15 protein-coding genes are annotated in these 16310 nt (G+C 74.3%); 5 read left to right on the forward strand and 10 right to left on the reverse strand.

Features of this window, described 5'->3' with window-relative positions:
- Positions 1-134: 134 nt before the first annotated feature.
- Positions 135-1226 carry an amidohydrolase family protein gene (locus ACIQCH_RS37550; protein ID WP_402588713.1) on the reverse strand — a complete coding sequence of 364 codons (1092 nt, stop codon included), beginning with the start codon at positions 1224-1226 and terminating at the stop codon, positions 135-137.
- A gap of 135 nt (positions 1227-1361) precedes the next feature.
- Here ACIQCH_RS37550 and ACIQCH_RS37555 point away from each other — a divergent pair, with 135 nt between their 5' ends.
- Positions 1362-2447: an aminotransferase class V-fold PLP-dependent enzyme gene (locus tag ACIQCH_RS37555; protein WP_402588715.1), complete on the forward strand. Its 1086-nt coding sequence runs from the start codon at positions 1362-1364 to the stop codon at positions 2445-2447.
- An 80-nt stretch (positions 2448-2527) separates the two neighbouring features.
- Here the strand turns inward: ACIQCH_RS37555 and ACIQCH_RS37560 are convergent, their stop codons facing one another.
- From ACIQCH_RS37560 to ACIQCH_RS37595, 8 genes are all read right to left on the reverse strand, one after another.
- On the reverse strand, positions 2528-3601 hold the full coding sequence (locus tag ACIQCH_RS37560) for an aminotransferase class V-fold PLP-dependent enzyme (RefSeq protein ID WP_402588717.1): 1074 nt from the start codon (positions 3599-3601) through the stop codon (positions 2528-2530).
- A 151-nt stretch (positions 3602-3752) separates the two neighbouring features.
- Entirely contained in the window at positions 3753-4460 is a 708-nt protein-coding gene (locus ACIQCH_RS37565; RefSeq protein ID WP_402588719.1) for a DsbA family oxidoreductase, read from the reverse strand.
- A gap of 96 nt (positions 4461-4556) precedes the next feature.
- Positions 4557-5042 carry a GNAT family N-acetyltransferase gene (locus tag ACIQCH_RS37570; protein WP_402588721.1) on the reverse strand — a complete coding sequence of 162 codons (486 nt, stop codon included), beginning with the start codon at positions 5040-5042 and terminating at the stop codon, positions 4557-4559.
- A 211-nt stretch (positions 5043-5253) separates the two neighbouring features.
- The gene (locus ACIQCH_RS37575) at positions 5254-6702 is read right to left on the reverse strand and encodes a peptidoglycan D,D-transpeptidase FtsI family protein (protein ID WP_402588723.1); all 1449 of its coding nucleotides are present in this window, start codon (positions 6700-6702) and stop codon (positions 5254-5256) included.
- Between the two features lie 117 nt (positions 6703-6819).
- Entirely contained in the window at positions 6820-7434 is a 615-nt protein-coding gene (locus ACIQCH_RS37580) for a response regulator (RefSeq protein WP_402588740.1), read from the reverse strand.
- Positions 7435-7469: 35 nt separating this feature from the next.
- Positions 7470-8897: a sensor histidine kinase gene (locus ACIQCH_RS37585; protein WP_402588725.1), complete on the reverse strand. Its 1428-nt coding sequence runs from the start codon at positions 8895-8897 to the stop codon at positions 7470-7472.
- Positions 8894-9913, reverse strand: coding sequence for a hypothetical protein (locus tag ACIQCH_RS37590; protein WP_402588727.1), 1020 nt, complete (start codon positions 9911-9913; stop codon positions 8894-8896). Before ACIQCH_RS37590 ends, ACIQCH_RS37585 begins: the two co-directional genes overlap by 4 nt.
- A gap of 177 nt (positions 9914-10090) precedes the next feature.
- Positions 10091-10861 (reverse strand): IclR family transcriptional regulator, encoded by a 771-nt coding sequence (locus ACIQCH_RS37595; protein ID WP_402588729.1) that lies wholly within the window; start codon positions 10859-10861, stop codon positions 10091-10093.
- Positions 10862-11029: 168 nt separating this feature from the next.
- Between ACIQCH_RS37595 and ACIQCH_RS37600 the strand changes: the two genes are divergently transcribed.
- The 4 genes from ACIQCH_RS37600 to ACIQCH_RS37615 all read left to right on the forward strand — a co-directional run bounded on the left by ACIQCH_RS37600 (position 11030) and on the right by ACIQCH_RS37615 (position 14596).
- Positions 11030-12565 carry an aldehyde dehydrogenase (NADP(+)) gene (locus ACIQCH_RS37600; RefSeq protein ID WP_402588731.1) on the forward strand — a complete coding sequence of 512 codons (1536 nt, stop codon included), beginning with the start codon at positions 11030-11032 and terminating at the stop codon, positions 12563-12565.
- A gap of 67 nt (positions 12566-12632) precedes the next feature.
- Positions 12633-12854 (forward strand): hypothetical protein, encoded by a 222-nt coding sequence (locus ACIQCH_RS37605; protein WP_402588733.1) that lies wholly within the window; start codon positions 12633-12635, stop codon positions 12852-12854.
- Between the two features lie 157 nt (positions 12855-13011).
- Entirely contained in the window at positions 13012-14325 is a 1314-nt protein-coding gene (locus tag ACIQCH_RS37610; RefSeq protein ID WP_402588735.1) for a TerD family protein, read from the forward strand.
- A gap of 79 nt (positions 14326-14404) precedes the next feature.
- Complete coding sequence (locus ACIQCH_RS37615) at positions 14405-14596, forward strand: hypothetical protein (RefSeq protein ID WP_402588737.1); 192 nt, start codon at positions 14405-14407, stop codon at positions 14594-14596.
- Here the strand turns inward: ACIQCH_RS37615 and ACIQCH_RS37620 are convergent.
- Entirely contained in the window at positions 14556-15998 is a 1443-nt protein-coding gene (locus ACIQCH_RS37620) for an alkaline phosphatase PhoX (protein ID WP_402588738.1), read from the reverse strand. The genes ACIQCH_RS37615 and ACIQCH_RS37620 overlap by 41 nt on opposite strands.
- Positions 15999-16310: the final 312 nt, after the last annotated feature.

Raw genomic sequence — 16310 nt, forward strand, 5'->3', positions numbered from 1 at the left:
AGCCCTCGGGGTGGGCCTGCCGCAGGGCCTGCAGGCCGCCCCTGTCAAGCGCCGAGGGGACCCACACACCACGGGACCCACCCCCGAAGCCACCCCACCCCGACACCGGCCCCCGCCCCGAGGCCCCCACCCCGTCAGCCCCTCACGACACCGTCCAGGACGATCCGCCGCGGCCGGCCCAGCTCCCCGACGTCCGCGCGCGGGTCCGCCCCGTACACGACGAGGTCGGCGGGCGCCCCCTCGTCCAGCCCGGGCCGGCCCAGCCACCGGCGCGCGCCCCAGGCCGTTGCGGACAGCGCCTCGACGGCCGGGATGCCGGCCTTGACCAGCTCGGCGACCTCGGCGGCGACGAGCCCGTGCGGCAGCGAGCCGCCCGCGTCGGTGCCGACGTACACCGGGACGCCCGCGTCGTACGCGGCCCGCACGGTGTCGTAGCGCCGCTCGTGCAGCCGGCGCATGTGGTCGGCCCAGCGCGGGAACTTGGCCTCGCCGCCGGCGGCGAGCTTCGGGAAGGTGGCGATGTTGACGAGCGTCGGCACGATCGCCACCCCGCGCTCCGCGAAGAGCGGGATGGTCTCCTCGGTGAGGCCGGTGGCGTGCTCGATGCAGTCGATGCCGGCCTCCACGAGGTCGCGCAGCGAGTCCTCGGCGAAGCAGTGCGCGGTGACGCGCGCGCCGAGCCGGTGCGCCTCGGCGATGGCCGCCTCGACCTCCGCGCGCGGCCAGCAGGCGGTCAGGTCACCGGCGTCGCGGTCGATCCAGTCGCCGACGAGCTTGACCCAGCCGTCGCCCCGTTCGGCCTCCCTGGCGACGTACGCCACGAGGTCGGCCGGCTCGATCTCGTGCGCGTAGTTGCGGATGTAGCGGCGGGTGCGGGCGATGTGCCGACCCGCCCGGATGATCTTGGGGAGGTCCTCGCGGTCGTCGATCCAGCGGGTGTCGGAGGGGGATCCGGCGTCCCGGATCAGCAGGGTGCCGGCCTCGCGGTCGGTCAGGGCCTGCTGCTCGCTGGTGGCGTCGTCGACCGGTCCGTGGGCGTCGAGGCCCACGTGGCAGTGGGCGTCGACCAGGCCCGGCAGCACCCAGCCGTCGACGGTGGTCACGTCCCTGGCGGCGCGCGGGCGCTCGTACGAGATGCGGCCCCCGACGACCCACAGCTCGTCGCGGACCTCGTCGGGCCCGACCAGCACCCGCCCCTTCACGTGCAGTACGGCGTCATCGCTCATGGGTCGCACTGTACGCAGCCACGCAGAGCGGCCGTTCGGCGTAGGTCGCTACGCTCGGACGCAAGCCACCAACCCAGCAACCACCACCCCACCACCCCACCACCCCACCACCCCACCAGGGAAGAAGAACAAACCGTGAGCCACCCCCTCCTCGACCTGCCCCCGATGAGCGCGGAACGTTTCGCCGCGATCGAGAGAGGCGTCGCGGACCTGCTCGGCACCCGCCAGGACGTGGTGATCACCCAGGGCGAGGCGCTGCTGCCGCTGGAGGGCTGCATCCGCTCGGGCGCACGCCCCGGTTCGTCGGCGCTGAACGTCGTCACCGGCCCCTACGGCAACACCTTCGGCGGCTGGCTGCGGGACGCCGGGGCACGGGTGGTCGACCTGGTGGTGCCCTTCGACAGCGCGGTGAGCGCCGAGCAGGTGGACGCCGCACTGTCGGCGCACCCGGAGATCGACTTCGTTTCGCTGGTGCACGCGGAGGCGGCGACGGGGAACACCAACCCGGTCGCCGCGATCGGCGAGGTCGTACGGTCCCACGGCGCGCTGTTCATGCTGGACGCGGTGGCGTCGGTCGGCGCGGAGCCGCTGCTACCGGACGCCTGGGGCGTGGACCTGTGCGTGATCGGCGCGCAGAAGGCGATGGGCGGGCCGGCGGGCGTCTCGGCGGTGTCGGTGAGCGAGCGGGCCTGGGCGCGCTTCGCGGCCAACCCCGCAGCCCCCCGCCGCTCCTACCTGTCCCTGCTGGACTGGAAGGAGCGGTGGATCGACGGCGGCCGCACGGCGCTGCTGCACGCACCGGCGCAGCTGGAGATGCTCGCACTGGAGGCGTGCCTGGACCGGATCGCGACGGAGGGGCCGGCCGCGGTGATGCGGCGGCACGCGGCGGCGGCCGCGGCGGTGCGGGCCGGCGCGGTGCTGCTGCCGGGCCTCGCACCGTACGTCGGCTCCCCCGCTGCGGCCGCACCCGTGGCCTCGACCTTGCGGGTCGGGCCCGGACTGGACGCCACCGCGGTCACCGCGAAGGCGCTGGTCGCGGAGCCGGACGCGCCGCTGACGGCCGGCGGCGGCGCACTCGCGGCCACGATGCTGCGCGTCAACCACTACGGTCCGGCCGCGACCCTCTCCGCGGTCACGACCTCCCTGACCGCCCTGGCCACCGCCCTCGGCGCGGACCCGGCCCCCGCCGTAGCCGCTGCCACGGCGGCCTGGACGACCTGACCCACCCCAACCCACACACCCACCGAACCCACCGAACCCAGCCCCCACCCACCCGCCCACCCGCCCACCGCGCCCCCAACTCAAGCCGCAAGGCCCCCCAACAACCGGTCGACGTCATCCACGGTGTTGTAGAAGTGGAAGGCGGCACGCAGCGCACCGGCGCGGTCGGCCGTGAACACGCCCGCCGCCCCCAGGGCGGCCTGGCGGCCGCCGAGGCCGGGCACCGAGACGATCGCGGAGCCGCCCGCGGCCACCGGCACGTGGCCGAGGGCGGCCAGCCCGTCCCGGTACCGCGCCGCCAGGGCGGTGTTGTGGGCGTGCACGGCGGCCACGCCCACGGACTCCAGCAGCGCCAGCGAGGCCGCCGCCGCGTGGAAGGCGACGAAGGCCGGGCACTCGTCGAAGCGCCGCGCGTCGGCGGCGAGCGCCCGCATGGGCCCGTACGTGGCCTCCCAGATCGACTCGGCCGCCACCCACCCCGCGTGCAGCGGCAGCAGCGACTCCTGCGCCTCCTCGGTGACGGTGAGGTAGGCGACCCCGCGCATGCCCAGCAGCCACTTGTAGCCGCCGGTCACCGTGTAGTCGTACCGCCCGGCCTCGAAGGGCAGCCAGCCCACCGCCTGCGTGGCGTCGACCAGCATCCGCGCGCCGTGGGCGGTCGATGCCCGCCGGACGGCGTCCAGGTCCGCGATCCGCCCGTCGGCGGACTGTACGGCGCTCAGCGCCACCAGCGCGGTCCCCGGTCGCACCGCGTCGGCGAGCCCCTCCAGTGGCGCGTACCGGGTCTTGAGGTCGGGCCGCAGCGCGAAGGGGTTGATGACGGACGCGAACTCGCCTTCGGGGAGGAGGACTTCGGCCCCGGCGGGCAGGGAGGCCGAGATCAGGCCGACGAGGGTGGAGACCGCCGAGGCCACCGCCACCCGTCCCGCCGGGACTCCCGTCAGGCGCCCGAAGACCTCCCGCGCCGACGCCACGGCCTCCCAGCTGCCGAAGCCCTCCGGCCTGCCGGCTCCGGCCGCCTCGGCCAGGTCGCGCACCGCCGCGACGGCCCGACGCGGCAGTACGCCGCAGGTGGCCGTGTTCAGGTAGGTGGTGGTGTGCGCGAACTCCGCGCGGGTCACGTCGGCAAGGGAAGGTCGCTCGAGTCGCTTCATGCGCTCACTCTGCGACGATCAGACCTCAAAGTCCATTGGTGAGTTTTGCATAAGATCTCAAGCAATCACTTATATTTGCCCGCAGCGCCCGCCGAGCCACCGGACCACCTCACACCCGCGGGACCACCTCACGCCCGCCCGCGGGACCACCTCACGCCTGCGGAACCGCGCAGGCCCCGTCCGGGTCGCAGGCCTCGCCGGCCGGCGTCTCCGCGACGAGCTCGCGCCCCTGCCAGGCCTGCTCGAGCGCGCGCGTGAACACCTCGGCCGGCTGGCCGCCGGACACCCCGAAGCGTCGGTCGAGGACGAAGAACGGCACGGAGTTGGCGCCGAGTTCGGCCGCCTCGCGCTCGTCGGCCCGGACCTCGTCGGCGTACGCCGTCCCGTCGGCCAGCACCGCGCGCGCCTCGGCCTCGTCGAGGCCGGCCTCGACCGCGAGCGCGATCAGCACCTCGGGGTCGAACACCGAGCGCTCCTCGGCGAAGTTGGCCCGGTAGGCGAGGTCCAGCAGCGCGTCCCGGCGCCCGTGGGCGGCGGCCAGGTGGAGCAGGCGGTGGATGTCGAAGGTGCTGCCGTTGTCGCGGCCCTCGGTGACGTACGCGAGGCCCTCGGCACGCGCGGCGGCGGCGACGTGCTCCTCCATGCCGCGCGCCTCGTCGACCGTGCGGCCGTACTTCTTGGCCAGCATCTCGACGACCGGCCCGGTCACGCCCTTCGGGGCCCGCGGGTCGAGCTCGAAGGAACGGTGCACGACCTCGATCTCGTCCCGGTGCGCGAAGGCGGCCAGGCCCTTCTCGAAGCGGGCCTTACCGATGTAGCACCACGGGCATGCGATGTCCGACCAGATCTCGACGCGCACGTTCCTTCTCTTCTCCCGGTTCGAGGGGCGGCGCCCGTACGGACGCGCGCGGAGGGGTCGCCTCCGCCTGGGAGGTCAACCGCTCCGGCCGCCGCCTCATTCCGTGGCGCGCGTCACGTCCAGCCACAGGGTCAGGTGCGAGCCCGTCCGGGGGGCGTCGGGGGCCTCGGACCGCCAGCCCTGGGCGGCGTAGAAGGCCTGGGCGCGCAGGTTGTGCTCGTAGACCTCCAGGCGGACGCGGTCGACGCCGGTGCCGCGCCAGGCGTCGAGGCAGGCCGCGTGCAGGGTGCGACCGATCCCGTGGCGCCAGTGGTCGGGGTGGACGTGCAGCTGGGTGAGGATCATGGCGCCCTCGTCGGGCCGGAAGGCGGCGACGCCGACGAGGGCGCCGTCGCGCTCGGCGCAGAGCACGGCGCCGTCGACGCGGTCGATGGCCCGGGCCCAGCCCTCGCGCGTCCGGGCCAGCTCGGCCTCGCCGAGGTAGGCCTCCTCGGGTATGCGGCCCGCGTAGTACGTGGCGCGCGCCCTGGTGTGGAGGACGGCGATCGGATCGAGGTCTGCCGGTCGGGCGGTTCTGATCATGACAAGGGGAACGCGCCCCGCGCCCCCGCGGTTCCCGACCGCGGCAGGCCGTCCGCCACACCGACCACCTCCGCCGCCCGGCCCAACGCCCCTACGACGCAGCACCTTTGAGGCACCGGGACGTCGAGGCGTCAGGACGTCGAGGCACCGCCGCACCGGGCTGCCGAGGCACCGGAGCGGAACCGACGGGCGCCCGGGCGGGGTCGACGACCTACGCCCCTAGGGCCGCGGCCATCATCTTCTGGGCCACCGGGGCGGCCAACCTGCCGCCGGCGATCTCGGAGCGGTCGGTGTCCGAGTTCTCGATGATCACGGCCACGGCGACCTGCTTGCCGCCCTTGGTCCCGTACGCGGTGAACCAGGCGTACGGCTTCTTGCTGTTGTTCACGCCGTGCTGCGCGGTGCCGGTCTTGCCGCCGACCTCGGCGCCGGGGACCTTGGCGTTGCCACCGCCGCCCTCCTCGACCACGGTCTTCATGGTCTCGCGCAGGAGCTCCGCGGTCCGCTCGCTGATCACCTGCTTGCTCCCGGGGTCCTTGAAGCTCTCCAGCACGCCGCCCCCGGAGTCGGTGACCTCGGAGACCATGTGCGGGGCGACCTGCTTGCCGCCGTTCTCGATGGTCGCGGCGACCATCGCCATCTGCAGCGGGGTGGCGGTGACGTCGAACTGACCGATGCCGGACTGGGCGACCAGGTCGGGCGAGGCCTTCCGGGACGGGTAGACGCTCGGGTAGGCCCGCACCGGGATGTCCTGCTTCTCGTCGTTGAAGCCGAACTTCTCGGCCATGTCCCGCATCTTGTCCTGGCCCAGCTCGTACGCGATGTGCGCGAACACGTTGTTGCACGAGTAGCGCATGGCCGTGCGCAGGGTGGCGTTCTTGCAGGGCGCGGACTTGTTCTCGTTCTCGAGGACCGTCCGGGTGCCGGGGAGGGTGTAGGGGTCGGGGCTGTCGGTCGGCGTGTCGACGGAGTCGTACAGGCCGTTCTCCAGCGCCGCCGCGGCGGTGACGAGCTTGAACGTGGAGCCCGGGGCCAGCGGCTGGCGCAGCGCGCGGTTGACCATGGCCTTGCCGTCCTCGGCGCTGAGCTCCTTCCAGGCCGCGCCGTCGTTGCTGCCGGCGATCCGGCCCGGGTCGTACGAGGGCGTGTTCACGACGGCGAGCACCTCGCCGGTGGCGGGGTCGATCGCGACGGCCGCGCCGGTCTTGCCCTCGAGCGCCTCGTAGCCGGCCTTCTGGACCTCGGGGTCGATGGTCGTCAGCACGTTGCCGGGTTCGGCCCGCTTGCCCGTGAGGGCGTCGAGCGGGTTCTTCAGCCGGCTGTCCGTGCCGTTGAGGACCTCCTGGTAGAGCTTCTCCAACTGGGTCGCACCGTAGACCTGCGAGCTGTACCCGGTGACCGGCGCGTACAGCCCGCCGTCGGTGTACGTGCGCTTGTACGCGAAGTCGCCCGCGTCCACCCGCTTCGATCCGGTGATGGCCTTGCCGCCGACGATGATGTTCCCGAGTGGTGCCGCGTACTGGGCGATCTTCGTCCGGCGGTTGTTCGTGTTGTCCGCGAGGGCCTTGCCTTCGTACGCCTGCACCCAGGTGACCCGCACCAGCAGGGCCAGCACCAGCAGCAGACAGAAGACCGACGCACGCCTGATCGTCTTGTTCATCCCTCTGAGGGACGCGGGAACCGGCCGGGGCGTTCCGTTCTGCCCCGCTTGTGGCCGGGTTCTCAGCATTTCCTCATCTTCAACCCGGCGGAACCCGGTGGACGGCCGGCTCCGCGGTCAGCCCGGGGTGATGAAGCCCGACTCGTACGCGGCGATCACCGCCTGGGTGCGGTCACGGGAGCCGGTCTTGGCGAGCACCGCGGCCACGTGCGTCTTGACGGTGGCCGGGCCGACCCCGAGGCACTCGCTCATCTCGGTGTTCGACATCCCCTTCGCCATCAGACGCAGCACGTCACCCTCGCGGTCGGTGAGCCGCGCCGCCCACGGCGGGGGCGCCGGAGAGCGCCGCGCGTGCTCGGCCGCCAGGCCGCGCACGGCCGCGGGGAAGAGCAGCGAGTCGCTCCGAGCCACCAGCCGGACGGCGCCGATCAGCTCGTCCGGGTCGGCCCGCTTGAGGAGGAACCCGGCCGCTCCCGCGCGCAGCGCGTCGTACACGTAGGCGTCGTTCTCGAAGGTGGTCACCACCACGATCCGCGGCGGGTCCGCCAGGGTGGCGAGGATCTGCTCGGTGGCCCGGATCCCGTCGATGTCGGGCATGCGCACGTCCATCAGCACCACGTCGGGGCGCAGCGCGCGCACCACCGAGACCGCCTCGGCGCCGGTCGCCGCCTCCCCCACCACCTCGATGCCCGCTTCGGCGTCGAGGATGACCCGCAGTGCGGTGCGGACCATGCGCTCGTCGTCGGCGAGGACGACCCGGATGGCGCTCACCGGGACTCCCCCGCCGGACCCGCCAGCGGCAGGACGGCGCGCAGCCGCCAGGTGCCGTCGACCGCTCCGGCCTCGGCCCGGCCGCCGAGCAGCGCGGCCCGCTCGGCTATGCCCGTCAGCCCGCGCCCGCCCCGCCCCCGCCCGGACCGGGCACCGAAGGCCTGGGCGCCGACGGCCCGGGCTCCCGCCGCCACGCCGCCGAGGCCCACGGTCCCCGCGGCCCCCGCAGTACCGACGGTCCCGGCGCTCCGGTCGGCCCCGCTCGCCAGGGCCACCGCCCCGAGGGCGACGGCTTCGCCGCCCTGCCCGCTCCCCGCGCACGGATTGGTCATCGTGATCTCCAGTTCGCTCTCGTCCCGTACCGCGATGCTCAGCCGCACCGGGCCGGTGCCGTGCTTGAGCGCGTTGCTCAGACCCTCCTGCACGATCCGGTAGGCCTCCCGCGACGCGATCGCGGGCAGCCGCTCCCAGTCCGCGGCCCGCCCGGGGTCCTGCCGGTCCACCACCTCGACGCCGCCCGCCCGGGTACGGGCCAGCAGACCCTCCAGGTCGGCGGCGAGCGTCGGCGCGGGAGCCGTGGACCCGGCCGTCTCGTCCCCGTCCCGCAACAGCCCCAGCACTGCGTCCAGTTCGCCGACCGTGCGCCGCGTCGTGTCCTCGATGGCGGCCAGCGCCTCCCGCACGAACGCCGGATCGGAGTCCAGCACGCGGCGGGCGGCGCTCGCCTGGAGGGTGACCGCGCTCAGCGCGTGCCCCACCGAGTCGTGCAGCTCCCGCGCCAGCCGGTTGCGCACCGCCAGGTCCGCCGCCCGTTCCTCGGCCGCCGCGAGCCGATCGGCCGGGGTGGGGCCCAACAGCACCGGCGCCAGGCGCGCCAGCAGCGCCCCGGCGGCGGCCGCGCACGCGGCGAGGGCCGCCAGCAGGGCCAGCCCGGCCAGCGGCGCCGTGAGCATCCCCGGCATCGTCCGGAACCCCTCCCAGAGCGCCAGCTCCGGGTCCCGCAGCGCCGGGAAGAACGGGGTACCCAGGAGCACCAGCGCCATCGGCGGCACCGCCAGACTCATGCCGCTGATCACCGCCCCCAGCCCGAGGTGCAGGGTCCACCAGGCCGCGGTCCGCAGCCGGGCCGGCCGCGAGCGGGCGGGCCCCTCGGCCAGCAGCGCGCCCGGCACCCCGCACATGGCCCGCACCGCCCCCGCCGACATGGGCCGGACCAGGGCGAACACCCCGCTGACCGCCACCAGGGGCAGCGCCGTGGCGTACACCGTGAGCAGCTCCGGCCCCGACCCGAACACGGACCGGTGCCCGGGCCTGACCACACTGAGCAGCACGGAGGCGAGCAGGAAGTACGGCATCAGGAGGGCGCCACCGAGGACCAGGTGGACCCAGCGGCCCCGGGCCGCGCGCCCGAACAGGACCCTCACGCGGCGCGGCGGACGGTGGGCCGACGGGCGGTGAGCCCACGTGCGGTGAGCCGGCGGGTGAGGACGCCCGCCACCAGCAGTCCGGTGATCATCTGACCAGCGTAGGTCAGGTACATGACGTAGGTGACGTCCTTCGCCGGATCACCCGCTCCGAGCGCGGCGATCATCAGCCAGCCGCCCCAGCCCAGGGAAGCCGACGCGCCGATCCACGCAACGGCCAGCGGCAGCCGCGCCGCCCGTATGCCCCAGCGGGGCGCGTGCACCAGCAGGAGCCCGCCGGCCACCGCCGCGAGGGCGGTCAGCGCGTGCGTGCCGGACACCACCGCGGTCTCCACCGACTTGTGCGCCTGCTCCGCCGCCGCGCTCAGGCCTGCGGTGCCGCCGAAGGTCCAGGACCCCAGCAGCGCGGCCACCGCCAGACCGGTCGCCGTGGCGAGCGCGGCCGCCGCGCGCTCCACACGGCCGGCCGCCCACGGGGCACCTCTCCACAGTCCGCCCCAGCGCTCTCGTGCGTACGGCACGAACAGGCAGGCCAGGACGAGCGCTTGGATCCCGAAGCCGACGTAGACGACGGTGAACACCCATTCGTCCAGGAACGGCTCCGCCGCCCGGTGGGCCCGCTCCGCGGCCCCGCCGTCGCCGATCCGGGTCACCAACTGCGCCGGAAAGGCTATGGCGATGGGCGTGAGCAGCCCGCTCGCGAGGAACACCGGCACGGTGAGCAGCCATGACCGCACCCGGGTCCCCCACGACGTGGTGAGGACGAGGAGCAGGAGGACCAGGGTGGCGTCCATCAGCATGGTCACCGCGTTGGCGATGAGGAAGAACGGGCCGGGCTCGCGCAGCACGCTGCCTTCGGGTATGCCGATGCGGCTGCCCGCCAGCCAGGCGGCCTTGAGCGCGAGGTAGGGGAGCGTCGCGGCGAGCCCGAGGGCCCGCAGGCGCACCCGTGCGGGAGAGAGGCGGAAGGCCGTCGGGGACACGGCCGGGGACAGGTGAGCGGTTCGTGCGGTCATGAGCCCACGATCCCGCCCGCCCCCTCCCCACCACGTCCCCCGCGACGGGGAACCGCCTCCCCCGCACGGGGGAGACCCCCTCCACCCGGCGGCCCGCTCCGCCCGTCCCGCAGCCCGAATCCGCGATGCCCACCCCGCGGCCCCTGCCCCGCGCCTCCCTCCACGGGGCCGAGGGCGTCAGAGCATCCGGGTGGCCAGCGCCAGTCGGTCGCGCGCCTCGAACAGCGCCTGCCTGATGAGCCGTTCGCGTTCGGGCGTCAGCCGGGCCCCCGGCACCGAGCAGCTGATCGCGTCCCGCGCCGGCGTCCGGTACGGCACGGCCACGCCGAAGCAGCGCAGCCCGAGGGTGTTCTCCTCGCGGTCGACGGCGTACCCCTGCTCGCGCACCAGCGCCAGCTCCTCGATCAGCCGCTCCCGGTCGGTGATGGTGTGCTCGGTGACCGGCTCCAGCCGCTCGGGCAGCAGCCTGCGCACCTGCTCGTCGGTGTGCGTGGCGAGCAGCGCCTTGCCCAGCGCCGTCGAGTACGCGGGCAACCGCCGCCCGACCCGGGTGAACGGCCGCAGGAAGTGCTGGGACTGCCGGGTGGCCAGGTACACCACGCTGGCCCCGTCCAGCCGCGCCAGGTGGATGGTCTCGGTGGTGTCGTCCGAGAGCCGGTCGAGGGCGGGCCGGGCGGCCGCGACGACCTCGTCGCCGTCGATGTACGAGTTGCCGACGAGCAGGGCCCGTACGCCGATGCCGTAGCGCGTGCCGGCGGCGTCGGTCTCCACCCACCCGAGGTCGACCAGCGTCCGCAGGAGCATGTAGAGGCTGGACTTGGGGAATCCGGTGCCCTCCTGCACGGCGGCCAGGCTGTGCAGCCCGGGCCGGGCCGCGAACCACTCCAGCAACACCACCGTCCGCACCGCGGACTTGACCGGTGCCGCCCCGGACTCGACTGTCGTCATGCGCCCTTCGCCCCTCTGCTCGCCATCGTCCCGGCCCACGTCCCGCGACCCCGCGCCGCCACTTGTCAACGCGGAGCGCACGGAAATAGAGTCCGCAGCATATGCAATCCGTTCACATACGGGAACGATGTTCAGAATACTGAACGGACATTTTGGAGGCAGGCCGCGATGGCAGCAACCCCAGTCTGGAGCGTGGACCCCCGCACCGGGAAGCGACTCGATCAGGTTGCGGTGGAGGCCACAGCCCAGGAGGTGGACGCGGCCGTACGCGCCGCCCACGCGACCCGCGGCGCCCTCGCCGACCGCACCGTGCGCATCGCCTTCCTCCGCGCCGCCGCCGATCGGCTCGACGGCGCCGCGGACCGGGTGGTCGCGGCGGCCGACGCCGAGACGGCCCTCGGTGCGGCCCGCCTGACCGGTGAGCTCGCCCGTACGACGTACCAGCTGCGGGAGTTCGCCGACGCCGTCGAGGAGGGCGCCTACCTCGACGTCCGCATCGACCGCGCGGACCCGTCCCTGTCGCCGCCGCGCCCCGAGCTGCGCCGCTACAAGGTGCCGCTCGGCGCCGTCGCCGTGTACGCCGCCTCCAACTTCCCGCTCGCCTTCTCCGTACCGGGCGGCGACACCGCCAGCGCCCTCGCCGCCGGCTGCCCCGTCGTCGTCAAGGCGCACCCCGACCACCCGGCCACCTCGGAACTCTGCGCAGACCTGCTGCGCCGCGCCGCGGTCGAGACGGGACTGCCGGCCGAGGTCGTGGGCCTGGTCCACGGCTTCGACGCGGGTCTGGAGCTCATCCGCCACCCGCTGGTCGCGGCCGCCGGGTTCACCGGCTCCGTCCGGGGCGGCCGGGCACTGTTCGACGCCGCCGCCGCACGGCCCGTGCCGATCCCCTTCCACGGTGAGCTCGGCTCCCTCAACCCCGTCGTGGTCACCCCCGCGGCGGCCGCCGAGCGCGCCGAGGAGATCGGCGCCGGGCTGGCCGGCGCGATGACGCTGGGAATGGGCCAGTTCTGCGTGAAGCCCGGCCTCGTCCTCGTACCCGAGGGCGCGGACGGGGACCGGCTGGCCGCCGCGCTCGCCAAGGCGGTCGGCGAGACCGGGCCGGGCGTGCTGCTCGACCTCCGCATGCGCGAGAGCTTCGTCGCGGGCGTGCGCGAGCGGGCCGCGCTCCCCGAGGTCACGGCCCCGGTGGCGGCCGGTGCGGCGGGCGAGCACGGGGTCGGTGCCGGCTACCTCTCCGTACCCGCCCGGCACCTGGCCGCCGAGGGCCCGCACGAGCTCCTGCTGGAGGAGTGCTTCGGGCCCCTCACGGTCCTCGCCCGGTACGCCGACCAGGCCGAGGCCACCGCGGTGCTGACCCGGCTGGCCGGCAACCTGAGCGCCACGCTCCAGCTCTCCGCCGCCGAGACGGCCTGCGGCGACGGACCCGCGGCGGAACTGGTCGCCCAGGTCACGGCACTGGCCGGCCGGGTCGTGGTGAACGGCTGGCCCACCGGCGTGGCCGTGGCCCCGGCCCAGCACCACGGCGGCCCGTACCCCGCGGCCACCTCGCACTCCACCTCCGTCGGCGGCACGGCCGTCGAGCGCTGGCTCCGGCCGGTGGCCTACCAGTCCGTGCCGGACGCGCTGCTCCCCGCGGAGCTGCGCGAGGCCAACCCGCTGGGGCTGCCGCGCCGGGTGGACGGGCGGCCCGAGGCCTCCTGAGGTCCCCTCACCGCGCCCGTCCCGGAAATGCGTTGCCGCGCACACCGGGGCGGGCGAAGCTGGCCGCATGCCACAGCCTTTCGGATTCACGTACGAACAGCGCGGCGACGGGACCGTCGTCATCACCCATCGGGGCCGGGCGGCCGGGACCCTGCGGGGCGGTCGCGCCACGAAGTTCCTCGCCGAGGTGGAGTCGGGGGACGCCCAGCTGGTGATGGCGCGGTGGACCGGCGCGTACAAGTTCGGCAACGAGCGCGTCGCCCGCAACCACCCGCGCAACCGCCGCTGACGGCGCCGCGGCCCGCACCCGCCCGCCCCGGCCGCCACCTCGCACCCGGCACGCACGCACCCGCCTCCCCCGCCCCACCCCCTCCCGGAACCGGGAATTCCCCCGAAGCTCACCGCGAGTAAGGGAACGGCAAAGCCCACTCGGTCGTTGACCTGGCATGACCGCTATGACCCCTGGCTCGAACCTGCCGCTGAACACCGTCCGCGTGACGGTGGACGTGGCCGCTCCGGTGCGCCTGGACGTGTCGGGACTGCTCCTCGCCGCGAACGGCAAGGTCCGCTCCGACGCCGACTTCATCTTCTACAACCAGCCCTCCGGGCCCGGCGTCAGCTACCGGTCCGGCGGCGGTGCCGCGCCCGACGCGATCACGGTGGACACGTCGGCGGTGCCGCCGGGCATCGAGAAGATCGTGGTCACGGCCAGCCCGGACGCGGCCGGCCAGACGTTCCAGGGCATCGAGCCCACCGCCACCGTCCGCAACGCGGACGACGGCAGCGTCATCGCCACCTTCACCCCGCCCCGGCTGGGCACGGAGACGGCGCTCGTGGTCGTGGAGGTCTACCTGCGCGCCGGCGCCTGGAAGGTCCGCGCGGTCGGTCAGGGGTACGCCGACGGGCTGGCGGGCATCGCCACCGACTTCGGCGTGACGGTCGACGACGCGCCCGCGGCGGCCCCGCAGGCCGCGCCGGTCCCCCCGGCACCCGCACCGCCCGCTCCCCCGGCGGCACCGGCCGCGCCACCGGCGCCTACCGCACCGCCGGCACCGCCCGCCCCCGCATGGGGCACCTCGCCCACCCCGGCCACTCCCCCGCCCACCCCCGCCTGGGGCACTCCGCCGCCCCCCGCGGGAGCACCGGCCCCGGAACCGGCGGCCGCGGCCCCCGCCCCCACCGGAAAGATCAACCTCGACAAGGGCCGGGTCAGCCTCCAGAAGAACCAGACCGTGTCCCTGGTCAAGGGCGGCCGCCCGCTCCTCTCCCAGGTCAAGATGGGCCTCGGCTGGGAGCCCGCCTTCCGCGGCCGCGACATCGACCTCGACGCCTCGGTCATCGCGTACGGCCCGCAGCGCAACCACCTGGACAGCTGCTACTTCGGCCGGCTCACCATCCTCGGCGGCTCCGTCAAGCACTCCGGCGACAACCTCACGGGCGAGGGCGCCGGTGACGACGAGGTGATCACGGTCGACCTCGGCCGGCTGCCGGCCGAGGCCACCGGCCTCGTCTTCACCGTCAACTCCTTCTCCGGCCAGAAGTTCACCGAGGTCGCCAAGGCCTACTGCCGCCTCATCGACGGCGCCACCGGCGAGGAGCTGGTCCGCTTCGACCTCACGCACGCCGAGCCCCAGACCGGCGTGATGATGGCCAAGCTGATCAAGCAGTTCACCGGCGAGTGGGAGATGACGGCCATGGGCGAGTTTGTGAAGTCCCGCACAGTGCGAGGCATGGTCAAGCCCGCAGCGCAGGCACTTTGAGCTCCGGGCGGGCCCGACGTGACACATCCCATCGGTAAATCGGAGGTCGCTGTCAGTGCCCGCCCGTAGCCTTGAACGCATGTACACGACTCCCCCGCCCACGGGTCCCGCCCGCCCGTCCGCCGCCGAGGCGAACGAGGCGATACGGCTGCTCGTGGAGACCAGCGGGCAGGGGGAGGACTGGCCCTCGGAGGCGTACGAGTTCCTCCTGGGGGAATGGGCCGCAGGGGTCAGCGCGGAAGCTGAGCCCGTCGGCGCCATGGACCGGTGATCGCCAGCATGATGCCCGGGTCCTGGATGTTGGCGAACAGCGTGCGCCCGTCGGGCGAGAAGCAGACGCCGGTGAACTCGGAGTACTCCGGGTCCTCCGCGGTGCCGATGTTCAGCTCGTTGCGCGCCAGCGGGTAGGTCCTCCCGGTCTCGGTCGCCCCGAAGAGGTGCTGCAGTCCCTCACCGTCCTCGGCGATGATCAGGCCGCCGTACGGGGAGACCGTGATGTTGTCGGGACCGTCGAAGGAGCCCTCCGCCGCCGGGTCGGCGTTCACGCCGATCAGCACGACCAGGCGCACCGTGCGCCGCTTGGGGTCGTAGAACCACACCTGCCCGTCGTGCGGCGCACCGGGGCTCTCCTCGCGCGCGTACGACGACACGAAGTACGTGCCCCCGTCCGCCCACCACATGCCCTCCAGCTTCCGCGCGCGGGTGACCTGCCCCTCCGCGAACTGCTTGCGCACCGAGGTCTTCCGGGCGTCGCGGTCCGGTACGTCGACCCAGTCGACGCCGTAGACGGTGCCGATGGCGGTGGCCCGCGAGAGGTCGTCCACGAACCGGCCCGCGCTGTCATAGCACTTGGGCGCCTGGAGCACGCCGGCGTCGGCGGCCAGGGTGCGCAGCTTCCCGCGGCCGTGCCGGAAGCCGGTCGGCGGCACCCAGCGGTAGAGCAGGCCGTTCGGGCCGGAGGCGTCCTCGGTGAGGTAGGCGTGTCCGGACCTGGGGTCGATCACCACGGCCTCGTGGGCGTAGCGGCCGAAGGCCTTGACCGGCTGCGGGTCCAGGTTGGCGCGGCGGTCGGCCGGGTCCACCTCGAACACGTAGCCGTGGTCCTTGGTCATGCCGTTCTTGCCGGCCAGGTCCTCGGTCTCCTCGCAGGTGAGCCAGGTGCCCCAGGGGGTACGACCGCCCGCGCAGTTGGTCGACGTGCCGGCGATGCCGACCCACTCGGCCACCTCGCCGCCGCGACGGACCTCCACCACCGTGCAGCCGCCCGCGGCGGCCGGGTCGTACACGAGGCCCTCGGTGAGCGGCACCGGGCGCGGCCACAGCGAGCGCGGCCCCTTCAGCTCGTGGTTGTTGACGAGGAGGGTGACGCCGCGGTGCCCCTCGAAGGTGGCCGTGCCGTCGTGGTTGGAGGGAGTGAACTCACCGCTCTCCAGGCGGGTGACGCCGCTGTGCGTGATGACGCGGTACGAGAAGCCCGCCGGCAGCGCGAGGAGGCCCGCCGGGTCGGGGACGAGCGGACCGTAACCGGGCTCGCAGTGACGGCCGTCCTCCTCGGTCTGTTCCGCGGCGAGAGCTCCGGGGGCGGTGGCCAGGGCGCCCACCGTGCCGGTGAGTGCGACGGCGGCGCCGGCGGCGGCGGACCGGGCGGCGAATTCCCTGCGGCTGAGCGGCATCGGTTCTCCTTGTGGGGACGCGTGCGCGTGGACGGGACCCCCTCGCGAGGGAATCCCCTGGGGACGACGGCGGACAGGCTCCCGCCCATCCCTGAACGGGAGTTGAACTCCCACCGAAGCAGCGTCGACCGCTTCGGGGAACAGGTCCACCGGTCACGTCCCGGCCGGTCCACGACGTTGCCCTCGCGCCCACTCCGCGAACCACCCGAAGCCCCGTCAGGCCGCCCCGTGGTGTGTGGGGCAGCCTCTTGAGGCGCCATGGCAGGCTGGTCCGGAGGCAGGCCCGGGCCGGAGGTGGCCGAAGGCCAGGGC

The organism is Streptomyces sp. NPDC093225 (assembly GCF_044753805.1).
Classification (GTDB): domain Bacteria; phylum Actinomycetota; class Actinomycetes; order Streptomycetales; family Streptomycetaceae; genus Streptomyces.